This window comes from Catellatospora coxensis, assembly GCF_016862635.1.
Taxonomy (GTDB): domain Bacteria; phylum Actinomycetota; class Actinomycetes; order Mycobacteriales; family Micromonosporaceae; genus Catellatospora; species Catellatospora coxensis.
In genome coordinates this window covers 1-12,836 of the sequence record NZ_BONI01000074.1, presented here as the reverse complement: position 1 = coordinate 12,836, position 12,836 = coordinate 1, and the positions used below count along the sequence as shown (strand labels likewise).

The 12,836-nt window shown below is 70.5% G+C and carries 15 protein-coding genes and 1 pseudogene; 6 read left to right on the top strand and 10 right to left on the bottom strand.

Annotated features, from left to right (window positions below):
• Window positions 1-75: 75 nt before the first annotated feature.
• The gene (locus tag Cco03nite_RS32685) at window positions 76-1,989 is read right to left on the bottom strand and encodes an ATP-dependent DNA helicase (protein WP_239167852.1); all 1,914 of its coding nucleotides are present in this window, start codon (window positions 1,987-1,989) and stop codon (window positions 76-78) included.
• A gap of 253 nt (window positions 1,990-2,242) precedes the next feature.
• On the opposite strand from Cco03nite_RS32685, the gene Cco03nite_RS32680 reads away from it, so the two are divergent.
• The 4 genes from Cco03nite_RS32680 to Cco03nite_RS32665 all read left to right on the top strand — a co-directional run bounded on the left by Cco03nite_RS32680 (window position 2,243) and on the right by Cco03nite_RS32665 (window position 5,720).
• On the top strand, window positions 2,243-2,734 hold the full coding sequence (locus tag Cco03nite_RS32680) for a DUF402 domain-containing protein (RefSeq protein WP_203697361.1): 492 nt from the start codon (window positions 2,243-2,245) through the stop codon (window positions 2,732-2,734).
• A 186-nt stretch (window positions 2,735-2,920) separates the two neighbouring features.
• The gene (locus Cco03nite_RS32675) at window positions 2,921-3,889 is read left to right on the top strand and encodes a PPK2 family polyphosphate kinase (protein ID WP_203697359.1); all 969 of its coding nucleotides are present in this window, start codon (window positions 2,921-2,923) and stop codon (window positions 3,887-3,889) included.
• Between the two features lie 118 nt (window positions 3,890-4,007).
• Window positions 4,008-4,634: a DUF47 domain-containing protein gene (locus tag Cco03nite_RS32670; RefSeq protein ID WP_203697357.1), complete on the top strand. Its 627-nt coding sequence runs from the start codon at window positions 4,008-4,010 to the stop codon at window positions 4,632-4,634.
• 33 nt (window positions 4,635-4,667) lie between these two features.
• Window positions 4,668-5,720 carry an inorganic phosphate transporter gene (locus tag Cco03nite_RS32665; RefSeq protein ID WP_203697355.1) on the top strand — a complete coding sequence of 351 codons (1,053 nt, stop codon included), beginning with the start codon at window positions 4,668-4,670 and terminating at the stop codon, window positions 5,718-5,720.
• Between the two features lie 112 nt (window positions 5,721-5,832).
• On the opposite strand, the gene Cco03nite_RS32660 is transcribed toward Cco03nite_RS32665, so the two are convergent.
• From Cco03nite_RS32660 to mtfM, 3 genes are all read right to left on the bottom strand, one after another.
• Window positions 5,833-6,798: a Gfo/Idh/MocA family protein gene (locus Cco03nite_RS32660; RefSeq protein WP_239167846.1), complete on the bottom strand. Its 966-nt coding sequence runs from the start codon at window positions 6,796-6,798 to the stop codon at window positions 5,833-5,835.
• A 143-nt stretch (window positions 6,799-6,941) separates the two neighbouring features.
• Window positions 6,942-7,535 (bottom strand): heme-binding beta-barrel domain-containing protein, encoded by a 594-nt coding sequence (locus tag Cco03nite_RS32655; protein ID WP_203697353.1) that lies wholly within the window; start codon window positions 7,533-7,535, stop codon window positions 6,942-6,944.
• Window positions 7,536-7,608: 73 nt separating this feature from the next.
• Window positions 7,609-7,713 carry a small membrane protein MtfM gene (gene mtfM, locus Cco03nite_RS42990; RefSeq protein WP_269059029.1) on the bottom strand — a complete coding sequence of 35 codons (105 nt, stop codon included), beginning with the start codon at window positions 7,711-7,713 and terminating at the stop codon, window positions 7,609-7,611.
• A 40-nt stretch (window positions 7,714-7,753) separates the two neighbouring features.
• Between mtfM and Cco03nite_RS32650 the strand changes: the two genes are divergently transcribed.
• Window positions 7,754-8,125 carry a DsrE family protein gene (locus Cco03nite_RS32650; RefSeq protein WP_239167851.1) on the top strand — a complete coding sequence of 124 codons (372 nt, stop codon included), beginning with the start codon at window positions 7,754-7,756 and terminating at the stop codon, window positions 8,123-8,125.
• Window positions 8,126-8,217: 92 nt separating this feature from the next.
• On the opposite strand, the gene Cco03nite_RS32645 is transcribed toward Cco03nite_RS32650, so the two are convergent.
• The 6 genes from Cco03nite_RS32645 to Cco03nite_RS32625 all read right to left on the bottom strand — a co-directional run bounded on the left by Cco03nite_RS32645 (window position 8,218) and on the right by Cco03nite_RS32625 (window position 12,232).
• Complete coding sequence (locus Cco03nite_RS32645) at window positions 8,218-8,736, bottom strand: hypothetical protein (protein ID WP_203697349.1); 519 nt, start codon at window positions 8,734-8,736, stop codon at window positions 8,218-8,220.
• A 197-nt stretch (window positions 8,737-8,933) separates the two neighbouring features.
• Window positions 8,934-9,266: a DUF1416 domain-containing protein gene (locus Cco03nite_RS32640; RefSeq protein ID WP_203697347.1), complete on the bottom strand. Its 333-nt coding sequence runs from the start codon at window positions 9,264-9,266 to the stop codon at window positions 8,934-8,936.
• A gap of 5 nt (window positions 9,267-9,271) precedes the next feature.
• Complete coding sequence (locus tag Cco03nite_RS32635; protein WP_203697345.1) at window positions 9,272-10,120, bottom strand: sulfurtransferase; 849 nt, start codon at window positions 10,118-10,120, stop codon at window positions 9,272-9,274.
• A gap of 248 nt (window positions 10,121-10,368) precedes the next feature.
• The gene (locus Cco03nite_RS43200; protein WP_330164811.1) at window positions 10,369-10,446 is read right to left on the bottom strand and encodes an Ms5788A family Cys-rich leader peptide; all 78 of its coding nucleotides are present in this window, start codon (window positions 10,444-10,446) and stop codon (window positions 10,369-10,371) included.
• Window positions 10,447-10,550: 104 nt separating this feature from the next.
• Complete coding sequence (locus tag Cco03nite_RS32630; RefSeq protein WP_203697343.1) at window positions 10,551-11,258, bottom strand: LmeA family phospholipid-binding protein; 708 nt, start codon at window positions 11,256-11,258, stop codon at window positions 10,551-10,553.
• Window positions 11,255-12,232: a hypothetical protein gene (locus tag Cco03nite_RS32625; RefSeq protein WP_239167845.1), complete on the bottom strand. Its 978-nt coding sequence runs from the start codon at window positions 12,230-12,232 to the stop codon at window positions 11,255-11,257. Before Cco03nite_RS32625 ends, Cco03nite_RS32630 begins: the two co-directional genes overlap by 4 nt.
• A 396-nt stretch (window positions 12,233-12,628) precedes the next feature.
• On the opposite strand from Cco03nite_RS32625, the pseudogene Cco03nite_RS32620 reads away from it, so the two are divergent.
• A pseudogene (locus Cco03nite_RS32620) lies at window positions 12,629-12,836 on the top strand (DNA-binding response regulator); the annotation flags it as partial.

The following is a 12,836-nucleotide window of genomic DNA, read 5'->3' as shown; positions in this document are numbered from 1 at the left end:
CTGTGCGTATCTTGAGCAGTGATTCGCACAGGTGCCGGGCAAGTCGAGCGATCTTGACGGGCGCGCGGCGTGGGGTCAGCTCTCGCTGAGGCGTTTCAGGGACTTGAGGACGACTTCCTGCTTGGTGGTGTACCAGAAGGGCGGGAGGCTGGCGCGGAGGAACGAGCCGTAGCCGCGGGCGGTCTCCAGTCGGGAGTCGAGGACGGCGACCACGCCCTTGTCCGAGGTGGACCGGATCAGCCGGCCCACGCCCTGGGCCAGCCGGATGGCCGCGATCGGCACGCTCACCGCCGCGAAGCCCGAGCCGCCCCCGGCGTCGACCGCCGCCGAGCGGGCCGAGGCCAGCGGCTCGTCCGGGCGCGGGAACGGCAGCCGGTCGATGACGACCAGCTGGCACGCGTCACCGGGCACGTCCACGCCCTGCCACAGCGACATGACGCCGAGCAGGCAGCTGTTGCGGTCCTCGCGGAACTTCCGGACCAGCAGCGGCAGCGCCTCGTCGCCCTGCAGCAGCACGGTCAGGTTCGTCTTCGCGCGCAGCAGCTCCGCCGCCTGCTGCGCGGCCTTGCGGGAGGAGAAGAGCCCGAGGGTACGCCCGCCGAGCGCCTCGACCAGCGCCAGCAGCTCCGCCCCGGCGACGTCCGGCAGGCCCGACGCGGCAGGCCGGGGCAGGTGCGCCGCGACGTAGAGGATGCCCTGCTTGGGGTAGTCGAACGGGGAGCCGACGTCGAGCGACTTCCAGCCGGGCCCGGACGCCGTGGTCCCGGCCGGGTCGGGTTTCGTGCCGGCCGGCCGGGTGGCGACGGGCAGGCCCAGCGAGCGGGCGAGGGTGTCGAAGTTGCCGCCGAGGGTGAGCGTGGCCGAGGTGGCGACGACGGTGCGGTCCTCGTACAGCTTCTCGCCGAGCAGCCCGGCGACCGACAACGGCGCGACCACCAGGGCCCGGCGCGGCTCGTGCTCCACCCAGACGACGTCGTGCTCGTTGTCCTCCAGCAGCCGCTGCGCGGTCTTGGACACCTCGTCGAGCAGCGCCTTGGCCTGCTGCTTGCGCACCGGATCCGGGTCCTCGGCCTTGATCTCGCCGATCCGGCTCAGACCGCGGCGGGTCGCGCCGTCGAGCAGCGTGCACGCCTCGACGATGCCCGCCGGCAGCTTGCCGGTGATGCGCCCGGCCTGGGTCTCGGCCAGCCCGACGGTCAGCGCGTCGGCCGCCTCGACGAGGGACTGGTACTCCTCGCCCTCCACGAACGGGCGGGCGGCGCGGGCGGTGCGGTCCACCGCGTCCGGGGTCAGCTCGGCCTGGGCGGCGCTGGAGACCCGGTCGGCCAGCTCGTGCGCCTCGTCGATGATCAGCAGCTTGTGCTCGGGCACGATGTGCCGCCCGGCCATCATGTCGACCGAGAGCAGCGAGTGGTTGGTGACCACCACGTCGGCCTCGCGGGCGCGGGCGCGCGACAGCTCCGCGAAGCAGTCCGGCCCGTACGGGCAGCGGGCCGCGCCGACGCACTCGCGCGCCGGGGTCGACACCAAACGCCAAGCGGTGTCGTCGACGCCTGGGTCGAGCTCGTCGCGGTCGCCGGTGTCGCTCTCCATCGCCCAGTCGCGGATGCGCTCGATCTGCTTGCCCAGCCGGCCCGACTCGCCGAGCCACTTCACGCCGCTGCCGCTGGTGCCCGCGTCGAAGAGCGAATCCTGCGGGTCCTGCTCGTCGGAGTGCTCCAGCTTCGCCAGGCACACGTAGTGGTGACGGCCCTTGAGCAGGGCGAACGTCGGCTCGCGGCCGAGCAGCGGGGAGATCGCCTTGCCGATGCGCGGCAGGTCCTTCTCCACCAGCTGCGACTGCAGGGCGAGCGTGGCCGTCGAGATGACGACAGGCCCGTCGACGGTCAGCGCCGGGGCGAGGTAGGCCAGCGATTTGCCGGTGCCGGTGCCGGCCTGCACGAGCAGGTGGTCGCCGGACTCGATGGCCGTGCTGATGGCCGCGGTCATGGCCTGCTGGCCGGGCCGCGCCGAGCCGCCGGGCACCGCGCCGACAGCGGCCTCTAGCAGGTCGAGGGCGCTGTGGTCACGTGTTCGCTTCTTCTTCGGCGGCACCGAATGACCGTACCGGCTGGCACCGACGGTCTTCCACCTCGCCGCCGGATTTGGGACTATGGCGCATTGTGGGCGCGACCCGCGTCACCCCCGCATCGTTGCGCGGTGGTGCGAGGGTATACGCCACCGCCGTGAAACGAGGTAGTCGATGGGCGTCGTACGGGTCGAGATCCGCAAGTTCGACGGCAGCGCGCACCGGGCCTTCCCGGCCACCCTGCTCGGCCGCGACGAGCACGGCACCTGGCTGGGCATCCCCAGCGGCACGGTGAGCGACACCGGCAAGGTGTACGAGATCCCCGGCGTCGTCCTGGTCCCGCACACCGGCTGGTGGACCGCCATGTTCAACGCCGCCCCCCGCAACACGTCGGTCTACTGCGACATCACCACACCCGCCACCTGGAACGACGACACCGTCATCGTCACCGACCTCGACCTCGACGTACGCAAGATCCGCCTGACCGGCGAGGTCCAGCTCGTAGACGAGGACGAGTTCGCCGCCCACCAGACCAAATTCGGCTATCCCGAAGAGGTCGTCCAGCAGGCTCGCGCCGCCGCCCAATGGCTCCTCAACGCCGTCCGCACCAACCAGGAACCCTTCACCACCCACTTCCACCGCTGGCTAGCCCACGTCTCCCCCTGACCACCCCCATCCCCTCTCCCCGCGTTGATCATGAACTTATGGCACGGCTCGACGGCGTGTCGTGCGCCTAACTTCATGATCGATTAAGCCGCCGTGCCGCCGTGCCGCCGAGGGTCGCCCGTCCGCGTTTGCTAGATGATCATGAACTTGTGGCCAGGACTTGCCGTCGAGCCGTGCCATAAGTTCATGATCAACGGGGTAGGCGGGGTGGAAGTTGGGGGATGGGCGGCGTGGGGGTGGGTTGTGCGCAATGATCGGGATGTGGGGGACGTGTCCGGATTGCTGCAGGTCGGGTCGGGGGTGGACCTTGCGGCGATCGATCCGGCGGGGACGCCTGGGCTGCCTGGCCGCAAGGAGGTTCGGCGGGACCCGAAGGGGTGGGCGCGGGCGGAGCTGGTGACGCTGGGGCAGGAGCTGGCGCGGCAGCAGGAGATGCTGTTCGCGAACGCCAAGGTCAACCCGGCCGACCAGCGGCGGGTGCTGCTGGTGCTGCAGGCGATGGACTGCGGGGGCAAGGACGGCACCGTGAAGAAGGTGGCCGGCACGATGAACCCGGAGGGTCTGCGGATCACCGCTTTCGGGCCGCCGACCGCGGAGGAGCGGCAGCACGATTTCCTGTGGCGGATCCGCCGGGCGCTGCCGATGCCCGGATACCTGGGCATCTTCAACCGCTCGCACTACGAGGACGTGCTGGTGGCGCGGGTACGCGAGCTGGCTCCGGCGCGGGTGTGGAAACCGCGGTACGAGAAGATCAACAGCTTCGAACGTGAGCTTGTCGACAGTGGGTTTTCCCCGGTCAAGGTGATGCTGCACATCTCGTACGAGGAGCAGCGCCGCCGGCTGCTGGAACGCCTGCGCGACCCCACCAAGTACTGGAAGTACGACCCGGACGACGTCGACAACCGTGCCTACTGGCCCGCGTACCAGCAGGCTTATCAGGACGCGATCCAGCGGTGTGGGACTGATCACGCCCCCTGGCATGTGGTCCCGGCGGACCGGAAGTGGTACCGCGATTGGGCCGTGGCGCACCTCATCCTCGATGCCCTGAAACGCCTGGATCTGAGCTATCCGCCGGCCGGCTTCGACCCGCAAGCCGAGACGAAGCGGCTGGAACGTGAGGAAACGGGCAGCGTGGCGAAGGTGAACGGCAGGTGAACGGGCCATGAAGGGAAGAAGGCGCTGGGTGACCGGGTCACGAACGCCGGGTAACAGTGCTTAGCATTCCCCCCGACTAGACCGTCCGGATGACACCACCAAACCAAAGGTGCTTGCGGTGAAGTTTTCACTCCGCCCCCAAGAGGGCGCCTTCTACGAGATGTTCTCCCGTGCTGCCCAGAACCTGGTGCGCGGCACGGAGCTGCTCTCCGAGCTGGCGCTGCCCGGCGCCGACGTGCAGTCGGTCAGCGAGCGGCTGGCCGAGGTCGAGCACGACAGCGACAAGATCACGCACGAGCTGTACAACAAGATCAACTCCACCTTCATCACCCCGTTCGACCGCGAGGACATCTACCGCCTCGGCTCCGGTCTCGACGACGTCATGGACCACCTGGAGGCCGTGGGCAACCTGGTCTACCTGTACGGCCTGACCAAGCTCCCGGCGCTGCCGCGCGAGATGATCGAGATGATCGACGTGCTGGACCAGCAGGCCAAGGTCACCGCCCTGGCCATGCCGCGGCTCAAGCAGATGAAGGGCCTCAAGGACTACTGGGTCGAGTGCAACCGCCTGGAGAACGACGGCGACCGCACCTACCGCATGCTGCTGGTCCGGCTGTTCAGCGGCGAGTACGACGCGCTGACCGTCCTCAAGATGAAGGAGGTCGCCGACGAGCTGGAGGCCGCCTGCGACGCCTTCGAGCACGTGGCGAACACCGTCGAGACCATCGCCGTCAAGGAGTCCTGATGCGCGGCCTCATCGCCGGCCGGGGAGCCTGACGTGAACGAACTCCTCATCCCGGTGCTCGCGGTCATCATCGCGGCCATGGTGTTCGACTACACCAACGGCTTCCACGATGCCGCGAACGCCATCGCCACCAGCGTCTCCACCCGGGCGCTGACCCCGCGGATCGCGCTGGGCATCGCCGCGCTGGGCAACTTCGTCGGCGCGCACTTCGGCGCCCAGGTCGCCAAGACCGTGGGCAGCGGCATCATCACCCCGCCCGAGGGTGAGGCGGGCCTGGGCATCGTGTTCGCCGGCGTGGTCGGGGCCATCGCCTGGAACCTGTTGACCTGGTACTTCGGCATCCCCTCGTCGTCCTCGCACGCCCTGATCGGCGGCCTGGTCGGCGCGATGCTCGCCGCGATCGCGTTCGGCGTGCAGGGCGAGGTGCTCTGGGGCGGCATCGTGGAGAAGGTCGTCATCCCGATGATCGCGTCGCCCGCCACCGGCTTCATCCTCGGCGCGCTCGTCATGCTGGCCCTGCTCTGGGCCGTGTACCTGCTGGCCAAGGCGACCGCGAAGAAGAAGCAGGAGCGGTTCTTCCACCCCACCCCGCTCAACCGGTTCTTCCGCATCATGCAGTCGGCGTCGGCGGTCGCCATGTCCGTCGGCCACGGCATGCAGGACGCCGCGAAGACCATGGGCATCATCGTGCTGGCGCTGTACACGGGCGGCTTCCAGAGCTCGAACGAGCACATCCCGGAGTGGGTGTTCTGGACCTCGGCCACCGTGCTGGCGCTCGGCACGTACGCGGGCGGCTGGCGCATCATCCGCACCCTGGGCCGCCGGGTCATCCACCTGGACCCGATGGCCGGTTTCGCGGCGGAGAGCGTCGCCAGCGGCGTGCTGTTCACCGCTGCGGCCTACGGCCTGCCGATCTCCACCACCCACACGATCACCTCGGCGATCATGGGCGTCGGCGCCACCAAGAAGTTCTCGGCCGTCCGCTGGGGCGTCGCCGGCAACATCGTGATGGCCTGGGTCCTCACCTTCCCCGGTGCCGCCCTGGCCGCCATCATCGCCTACGTCCTGGTCCGCCCCATCTTCTGAATTCCCTCATATGCCGCCAAGATCGCGACGATCTTGCGCGAACGGTTGGTGATATGCCCGGAAAGGGCGTGCCGTACCCACCGTACGCGCAAGATCGTCGCTTTTCTGGGGGTCAGTAGGTGACGCCGATCTGGGCGCGGACGGCGTCGAGGGTGTGCATGACGGAGAGGGTTGAGGCGAGGGGGATCAGGTCGGATTCGAGCTTGCCCTCGCGGAGGCAGCGGGTGGCCTCGGCTGCTTCGAAGTGCAGGCCGGAGGGGGCGGTCTCGAATTCCTCCGGGTCCGCGGCGTGGCGGTGGAGGACGAAGCGTTCGGCGGCGTGGAAGCCCCAGGGGAGTTCGATGCGGCCGTGGGTGCCGACGATCGTCGCGTTGCGCACGTCGCCGTTGACGCCGCAGTACAGCGACGCGACCGCGCCCGACGGGAAGCCCAGCGAGATGCTGGTGCGCTCGTCGGTGCCCTCGGGGAACAGGTGGGCCCAGGCGCGGACCTGGTTCGGTTCGCCGAGCAGGAGCTGGGCGAAGCCGATCGGGTATACGCCCAGGTCGAGCAGTGCGCCGCCGCCCAGCTCGGGGTTGCGCAGGCGGTGCGAGGGCTCGGGGTCCAGGCCGATGCCGAACGCGGCCTGGACCGCGACCAGCTCGCCGATCGCGCCGTCCGCGATCAGCTCCTGGATCTTCAGCGTGGACGGCAGGGTACGCGTCCAGAACGCCTCCATCAGGAACAGCTCGCGTTCCCGGGCAAGGGTGACGAGGTCCTGGGCCGACGCGAGGTCGAGCGTGAAGGCCTTCTCCACCAGCAGCGGCTTGCCGGCCCGCAGGCACAGCGAAGCCGCCGCGTGGTGGTGGGAGTGCGGGGTCGCGATGTAGATGATGTCCACGTCCGGGTCGGCGGCCAGCGCCTCCCACGAGCCGTGGAACCGCGCCGCGCCGTGCTCGGCGGCGAAGGCCTGCGCGGACGACGCCGTCCGCGAGCCCACCGCCGCCAGTTCCGTGCCCGGCACCTGGCCCAGCTCGCGCGCGAAGCGTGCGGCGATCCCGCCCGTGGCGAGAACGCCCCAACGAATCTGATCAGTCACGACCTGAAACTACACCGGTTCAGTAAGGAGCCCGTCGCAGCGGCCGCTCGGTGTCCAGCCGGAGCGCAGCGCAGGCTGGACACCGATCAAGGCCGCGGAGCGGGCTCCGCATGACCCGGCAGCAGGCTCCGCATGATGCGGCTTCAGCCGCCGACGCGGATCAGGCGGGCGCTGAGGTGCGGCGTCAGGCCCTCTCCGACCGCGGCCATGTCCTGGGCGTACAGCAGTGCGCCCTCGACGATGCCGTAGAGCCGGTGCCCCGCGGTGACCTCCTTGGCGGTGGACGTACGCGCCACGAAGTCGGTGACCATCTCGATCCGGGGCGGGTTCGCCTCGACCTTGCCGAGGTACAGCTCCATGATGCCGGTCGGGTTGGTCATGATGGCTTCCAGCTCGTCGCCGTCCTTGCCCGCCGGACGCCACCAGCCGGCCTCACGCCCGCCCGGCCGCACCGGCTTGGACTCCGCGTCGAGGATCCACGCCTTCGACTCGTAGAACAGGAACGGCCGGCCGTCGTGGCTGATCCGGATCTCCTGCGCGTAGTCGAAGTCCTCGATCGACGGGTAGCCGCCCCGGCCGCGGCCCCGCCACACCCCGACGAAGGGCAGCAGGTCCAGCAGGTCCGGGTGCAGGTCCGGCCCGGTGCGCAGGTCGTGGGTCTCCTCGTAGGGGTACGGGTCGACCGGCGGCGCGTTCAGCCACGGCGGCGGCTGCAGCGGATTCTCTTCAGTACTCACCGTTTCAACCCTCTTCGTTCACGACTGCGGAACTCGCCGGCGACCTCGCCCACCCGTTGGCGGGCAGGCACTCTCACCAGCGGCCGCGGGAGATTTTGACGGCCACATAGGCCAGGCCGCCGGCGAGCGCGCCGAACCCGGCTACCAGCAGGCTGACGAACCCGATCTCGGTGACCACGGGTAGATCCTATGAGGCGTGCCGGGCGCGCGTGCATAAGCTGTCGGACGTGGCACGCAAACTCATCGTGAAGACGACCGCCGGAGCCGACGCGCCGGAGCGCTGCGCGCAGGCGTTCACCGTGGCCGCGACCGCCGTGGCGGCCGGCGCGCAGGTGTCGCTGTGGCTGACCGGCGAGGCAAGCTGGTTCGCGCTGCCCGGCCGGGCGGCCGAGTTCGACCTGCCGCACTCCGCGCCGCTGCCCGATCTGCTCGACGCGATCCTGGCCGCCGGAACCGTGACCCTGTGCACCCAGTGCGCCGCTCGCCGCGAGATCACCCCGGCCGACGTCCTCCCGGGCATCCGCATAGCCGGCGCCGCCGTCTTCGTCGAGGAAGCCCTCTCCGAAGACACCCAGGCCCTCGTCTACTAGCGAAGCGAACGAAAGAGGGAAGGGCGCCTTGCAACGCTTCGCGTTGTAGAAGGCGCCCTTCCTGACACTGTGGTGCCGGTGAGCGGGACGGGTCAGGGGACGCGGCAGCCCGAGCTGAGGTCGACGGTGACCAGGCCTTCGCCGCTCACCTTGCCGCGGGCCGCGACGTAGTTGCCCGCGTCGTAGTAGAAGCCCTCCTTGGGGCCGTCGGCGGGCCGGGTGACGGCGTCGGGCAGCGCCGCCGCCAGCGCCTCGATCATGGCGGACTCGCCGCCGACCGGGCCGGAGACGATCAGCGTGCGGACCAGCGAGACGCCGTCGCGGGCGGCGGACAGGCTGCAGCCCTTCTCGGCGTACCCCTTGTCCTGGATCGTCGCGCCGGCCGGGGCCTGTGCCGTGACCTGGCCGACGACCTCGTCGATCGTCGCCTTGGCCGAGGCGGCGGTGGTCTGGTCACGCAGCGACGGCGGGTCGTTGCGGGCGGACCAGACGGCGAGCACCACCAGCAGCAGAGCCCAGCCGATGACGAGGGCTGTCCACAGGTGGCGGCGGGCAGGCGGCGTCGGCTGGGGCTGCGGGGCGGCCTCGGGTGCGGGCGGGTCGATGGTCACGCCGTTCATGCTGCCACGTGCCCGCCCGTGGGCGTGTCGCGGTGGCCGCCGATCCCCGTCCCACGGCTGAGGCGGAGGCCCTCCCGGGCACTCCCTCCCGCGCCCCGCCCCCGCCTGCGCCGCCAGGCAGCAGGCGTTAAGAAGGGCACCTTCTATAACGCGGAGCGTTAAGAAGGTGCCCTTCCTTTGGGCGAAAGCTAGGCGACGGCGAGGGAGACCTCGTTGACGCCGCGGGCGGCGTCGACGGTGGCGTCGCCGTTGCCGAAGCGCGACAGGGCGCGCAGCTGCCAGGTGCCCGGCGCGGCGAAGAAGCGGAACTGGCCCGCCGGCGAGGTCACGACCTCGGCGGTGAACTCGCCGCTGCGGTCGAGCAGGCGAACGTACGCCCCGGCGACCGGGTCACCCGACGCCTGCACGACGCCGGTGATGACGGTCTCCTTCTCCAGGTCGACGCTGAGCGGCAGCGGGGCGGCCTGGTCGGGGGCGGCGCAACCGGCCGCGACAGTGGAAGCAGCAGTCTGTGCGGTCATGGTGATCACGCCTTCCCGGGCTCGTCGCCCAGTGCCACCGGCACGCCGACCAGCGAGCCGTACTCGGTCCAGGATCCGTCGTAGTTCTTCACGTTCGCCTTGCCGAGGATCTCCTGCAGCACGAACCAGGTGTGCGAGGAGCGCTCGCCGATGCGGCAGTACGCGATGGTGTCCTTGCTGTCGTCGATGCCGGCGGCCGCGTACAGCTCGGTCAGCTCGGCGTCGGACTTGAAGGTGCCGTCCTCGTTCGCGGCCTTGGACCACGGCACGCTGAGCGCCGTGGGGATGTGGCCGGCCCGCTGCGCCTGCTCCTGCGGCAGGTGGGCGGGGGCGAGCAGGCGGCCCGCGTACTCGTCGGGCGAGCGCACGTCGATCAGGTTCTGCACGCCGATCGCCTTGACGACGTCGTCGCGGAAGGCACGGATGCTCAGGTCCTGGTCCTGGGCGACGTACTGGGTGGCCGGGCGCTCGACCGCGTCCTTGGACAGCGGGCGGGCGTCGAGCTCCCACTTCTTGCGGCCGCCGTCGAGCAGCTTCACGTCGCCGTGGCCGTAGAGCTTGAAGTACCAGTAGGCGTACGCGGCGAACCAGTTGTTGTTGCCGCCGTACAGCACGACGGTGTCGTCGTTGGCGACGCCGCGCGAGGACAGCAGCGCCTCGAACTGCTCCTTGTTGACGAAGTCACGGCGCACCGGGTCCTGCAGGTCCTGGCGCCAGTCCAGCTTGATCGCGCCGGCGATGTGGCCACCGTCGTAGGCGGTGGTGTCCTCGTCGACCTCGACGAACACGACGCCGGGTGCGGCGATGTTCTTCTCGGCCCAGTCGGCCGAGACGAGGGCGGATTCGCGACTCATGGAGTTCTCCCTTGAGATGTGGCTGGTGGATGAACGTCTGGTGCGGGTGACGCCACCGGGAGCGCGAGCGGGAGAAAGAAAAACGTCGCCGCGTACGGGTCCACAGGGGGTTCACCGGGTACAGGGCGACGGCGGCTGGCTGACTTGCGGGGGCGGCCGGCTCTGCGATGAGCGGGCGATGCGAGTCAGTTGACAGAGCTGCTAAACGATCACGGAAGCGCGATCGAGGTGCGCAAACTGTGCCGCCGTCAGAGGACGGGGCAACACAGGCACGTGGCCACGCGGCACAGGTCGACCGCGCGCCGCTTGGTAAGCAGCGGACTCATAGTTGGTGACCCTACCAGCAGGGCTCTGATTTCGGGAATGTGTCGTCCACCATCCGGGACCGGTGGATCACCCTGCGAGATCGCGAAGGTGATCCACCCGGCCGTCAGGCCAGCTCGACGTCCTTGGCGGTGAAGGACACGACGAGGCCGGTCGACTCGGTCTGGACGTCGGTCAGTTCCAGGTTGAAGGGCAGCTTCGGCAGGGTCAGGGTCACCGCGAGCCGGTCCTTGTAGGTGTTGAGGATCGTCTGGCTGATCGAGCCGGCGGCGCCCTTGAGCGAGGTGACGCGCAGCCGGACGTGGCTGCCGTCCACGACGGTGACCTCGGCGGTGCCGGTGACCTCGCCGATGAGCGGCACCTTGCCGCTGACCCGGACGTCGTTGGGGCCGGCCGAGGTCAGCGTGATCCCGGCCAGGCCGCTGGCCTCGACCAGGCTGGCGTACGACACCGTGGCGTCACCGTCGACCCGGGCCGCCACCGGCCGCGCGGTGCCGTCCATGAGCTGCGACAGTTCGGCCTCGACGTCGTGCGCCGCCACGTTGAGCAGCGGCAGGGGCAGCGTGCCGCCCTTGAGGTCACGCATGGTGATGTCGATCTGGGTGTACCGTCCGGCCGCGACCTGGGTCAGGAACGGAAAGCCCTGGATCTCGACCTCGGGCGGGGTCGAGGTGATGCCCTGGTCCTGCATCCGCGCGGAGACCCGGGTGGCGATCTCACGTTCCGCGAAGTGCGCGCCGGCCCGGTCGGCGACCGCGACCAGCACCCCCAGGACGACGAGCAGGACCGCGGTGACCGTGAGGAACTTCTTCATGCGGGCACCAGGAAGAACACGCTGATCACGTACGCGACCGGCGCGGCCAGCGCGAACCCGGCCAGCGGGCCCTGCATGTGCCGGGCCAGCCACATGGTCGGCGCCTCGCCGGACTGCTCCCGGCCCGCCTCGGCGAAGCCGATGGTGAGGTCGGCCAGCACGGCGGCCCCGGCCGCGGCCATGCCGATCATCGCGGCCTGGCTGGGCGTGAACGGCACCAGGTAGCGGCCGATCACGGCGGCCACGCCGGTGCCCAGCATCGCGCCGACGACGATGCCCGCGGAGCCGCGCGGGACCTGGTCGGCCAGGCGCGGGTACGGCGCGAACACGTCGGTCAGCCGGGCGACGCCCAGGGCGATGCCGCTGGCGATGAGACAGACCACAATGGCCTGTGTGCCCGCGGGCAGGCGGGTCAAAACAATGAGCGTGGCGAACGAGACCACGCCGAGCACGATGACCACCGTCGAGCCGAGCGACTCGGAGACGTGCATCCGCCCCTCGGGCCGCACCATCTGGCCCACCACACCGGCGACCAGGCCGCCTGCCGCGATCAGGCCGAGCGGAGCCACCGAGGCCACGTCGGTCACGATCGCGGCGACGTCGGCGGCGAGCGCCGCGAGCACGCCGACCGCGGCGACCACCTTCACGCCGGGCGGGCGGATCGCCATGGTGGTGGCGAAGACGTAGAGCAGCTGCGCACCGAAGATCACGACGGCGTACGGGATGCGGCCCGTGCCGACGCCCGCGGTCTGCGCGCCCATCACCAGGCCCACGCCGAGCAGCAGCGCGAAGCCGGCGACGGCCGCCGACAGCAGCCGCCGCACCGGGACGACCTCAGGCTCGGGCCCGTCCTGGACGTCGGCCTCGGGCTCGTCGCCGCGGGATGCGCGCCGGTCCTTCGCCTTCACCGCCTCGTCCCGGCGCGAACGCGGGCCGGGCTCGGCGCCCCGCTCGGCGCCGCGGCTCGCGGGCACGGGAACGGGCGCAGGGCCACGGCCGGCCTGGCCAGGGCCGGGCCGGTGCGGCCCGTCGAACTGGGGGCCGGATGACCTGCGATTACGGACGCTGTCGTCGGGAGGGGAACCGAGCACGCAACGATCGTGCCACCTCACCCCCCAAGAGCGCACCTCACCGGGGTGGGAACCTGCGCGGCACGGGCGCGGCGCGCGGAACACGCGCGAAAGATGACCGAAACATCGCCCCGCGATCACGTGCGGTGAGTGACAAAGCCGTGGGGTGCTGGTATTTCTATTGGTCTCGACTATGCTCATGCTTTACCCGCCCGTCAGCGACGCCGGGACCGACGTGAGGCCAGCCACGCCCCCCATGTGCTGCTCGCGCGGCCCTTGCCGCGAGGACGGAGGCGATCCGTGGAAATCCTGCTCCTGGTGACCGCACGCGCCGGCGAACCATCCGTTGTGCTTCCCGCGCTCGACCTGCTCCCGCACACCGTGCGCACCGCCCCCCGCGACGTGCGCACCCTGGTGTCGACCCCCAGCCCGGACGCCGTCCTGGTCGACGCGCGCACGGAGCTGTCCGAGGCCCGCGCCACCTGCCGCATGCTGCACGCGACCGGCC

Excerpts from the sequence above, each read along its gene's own strand:
- Cco03nite_RS32630 (WP_203697343.1), bottom strand. The coding sequence starts at position 11,258 with ATGAAGAAGTTCCTCACGGTCACCGCGGTCCTGCTCGTCGTCCTGGGG.
- Cco03nite_RS32680 (WP_203697361.1), top strand. The coding sequence starts at position 2,243 with ATGGGCGTCGTACGGGTCGAGATCCGCAAGTTCGACGGCAGCGCGCAC.
- Cco03nite_RS43200 (WP_330164811.1), bottom strand. The coding sequence starts at position 10,446 with ATGAGTCCGCTGCTTACCAAGCGGCGCGCGGTCGACCTGTGCCGCGTG.
- Cco03nite_RS32640 (WP_203697347.1), bottom strand. The coding sequence starts at position 9,266 with ATGACCGCACAGACTGCTGCTTCCACTGTCGCGGCCGGTTGCGCCGCC.
- Cco03nite_RS32685 (WP_239167852.1), bottom strand. The coding sequence starts at position 1,989 with ATGACCGCGGCCATCAGCACGGCCATCGAGTCCGGCGACCACCTGCTC.
- Cco03nite_RS32675 (WP_203697359.1), top strand. The coding sequence starts at position 2,921 with ATGATCAACGGGGTAGGCGGGGTGGAAGTTGGGGGATGGGCGGCGTGG.
- Cco03nite_RS32635 (WP_203697345.1), bottom strand. The coding sequence starts at position 10,120 with ATGAGTCGCGAATCCGCCCTCGTCTCGGCCGACTGGGCCGAGAAGAAC.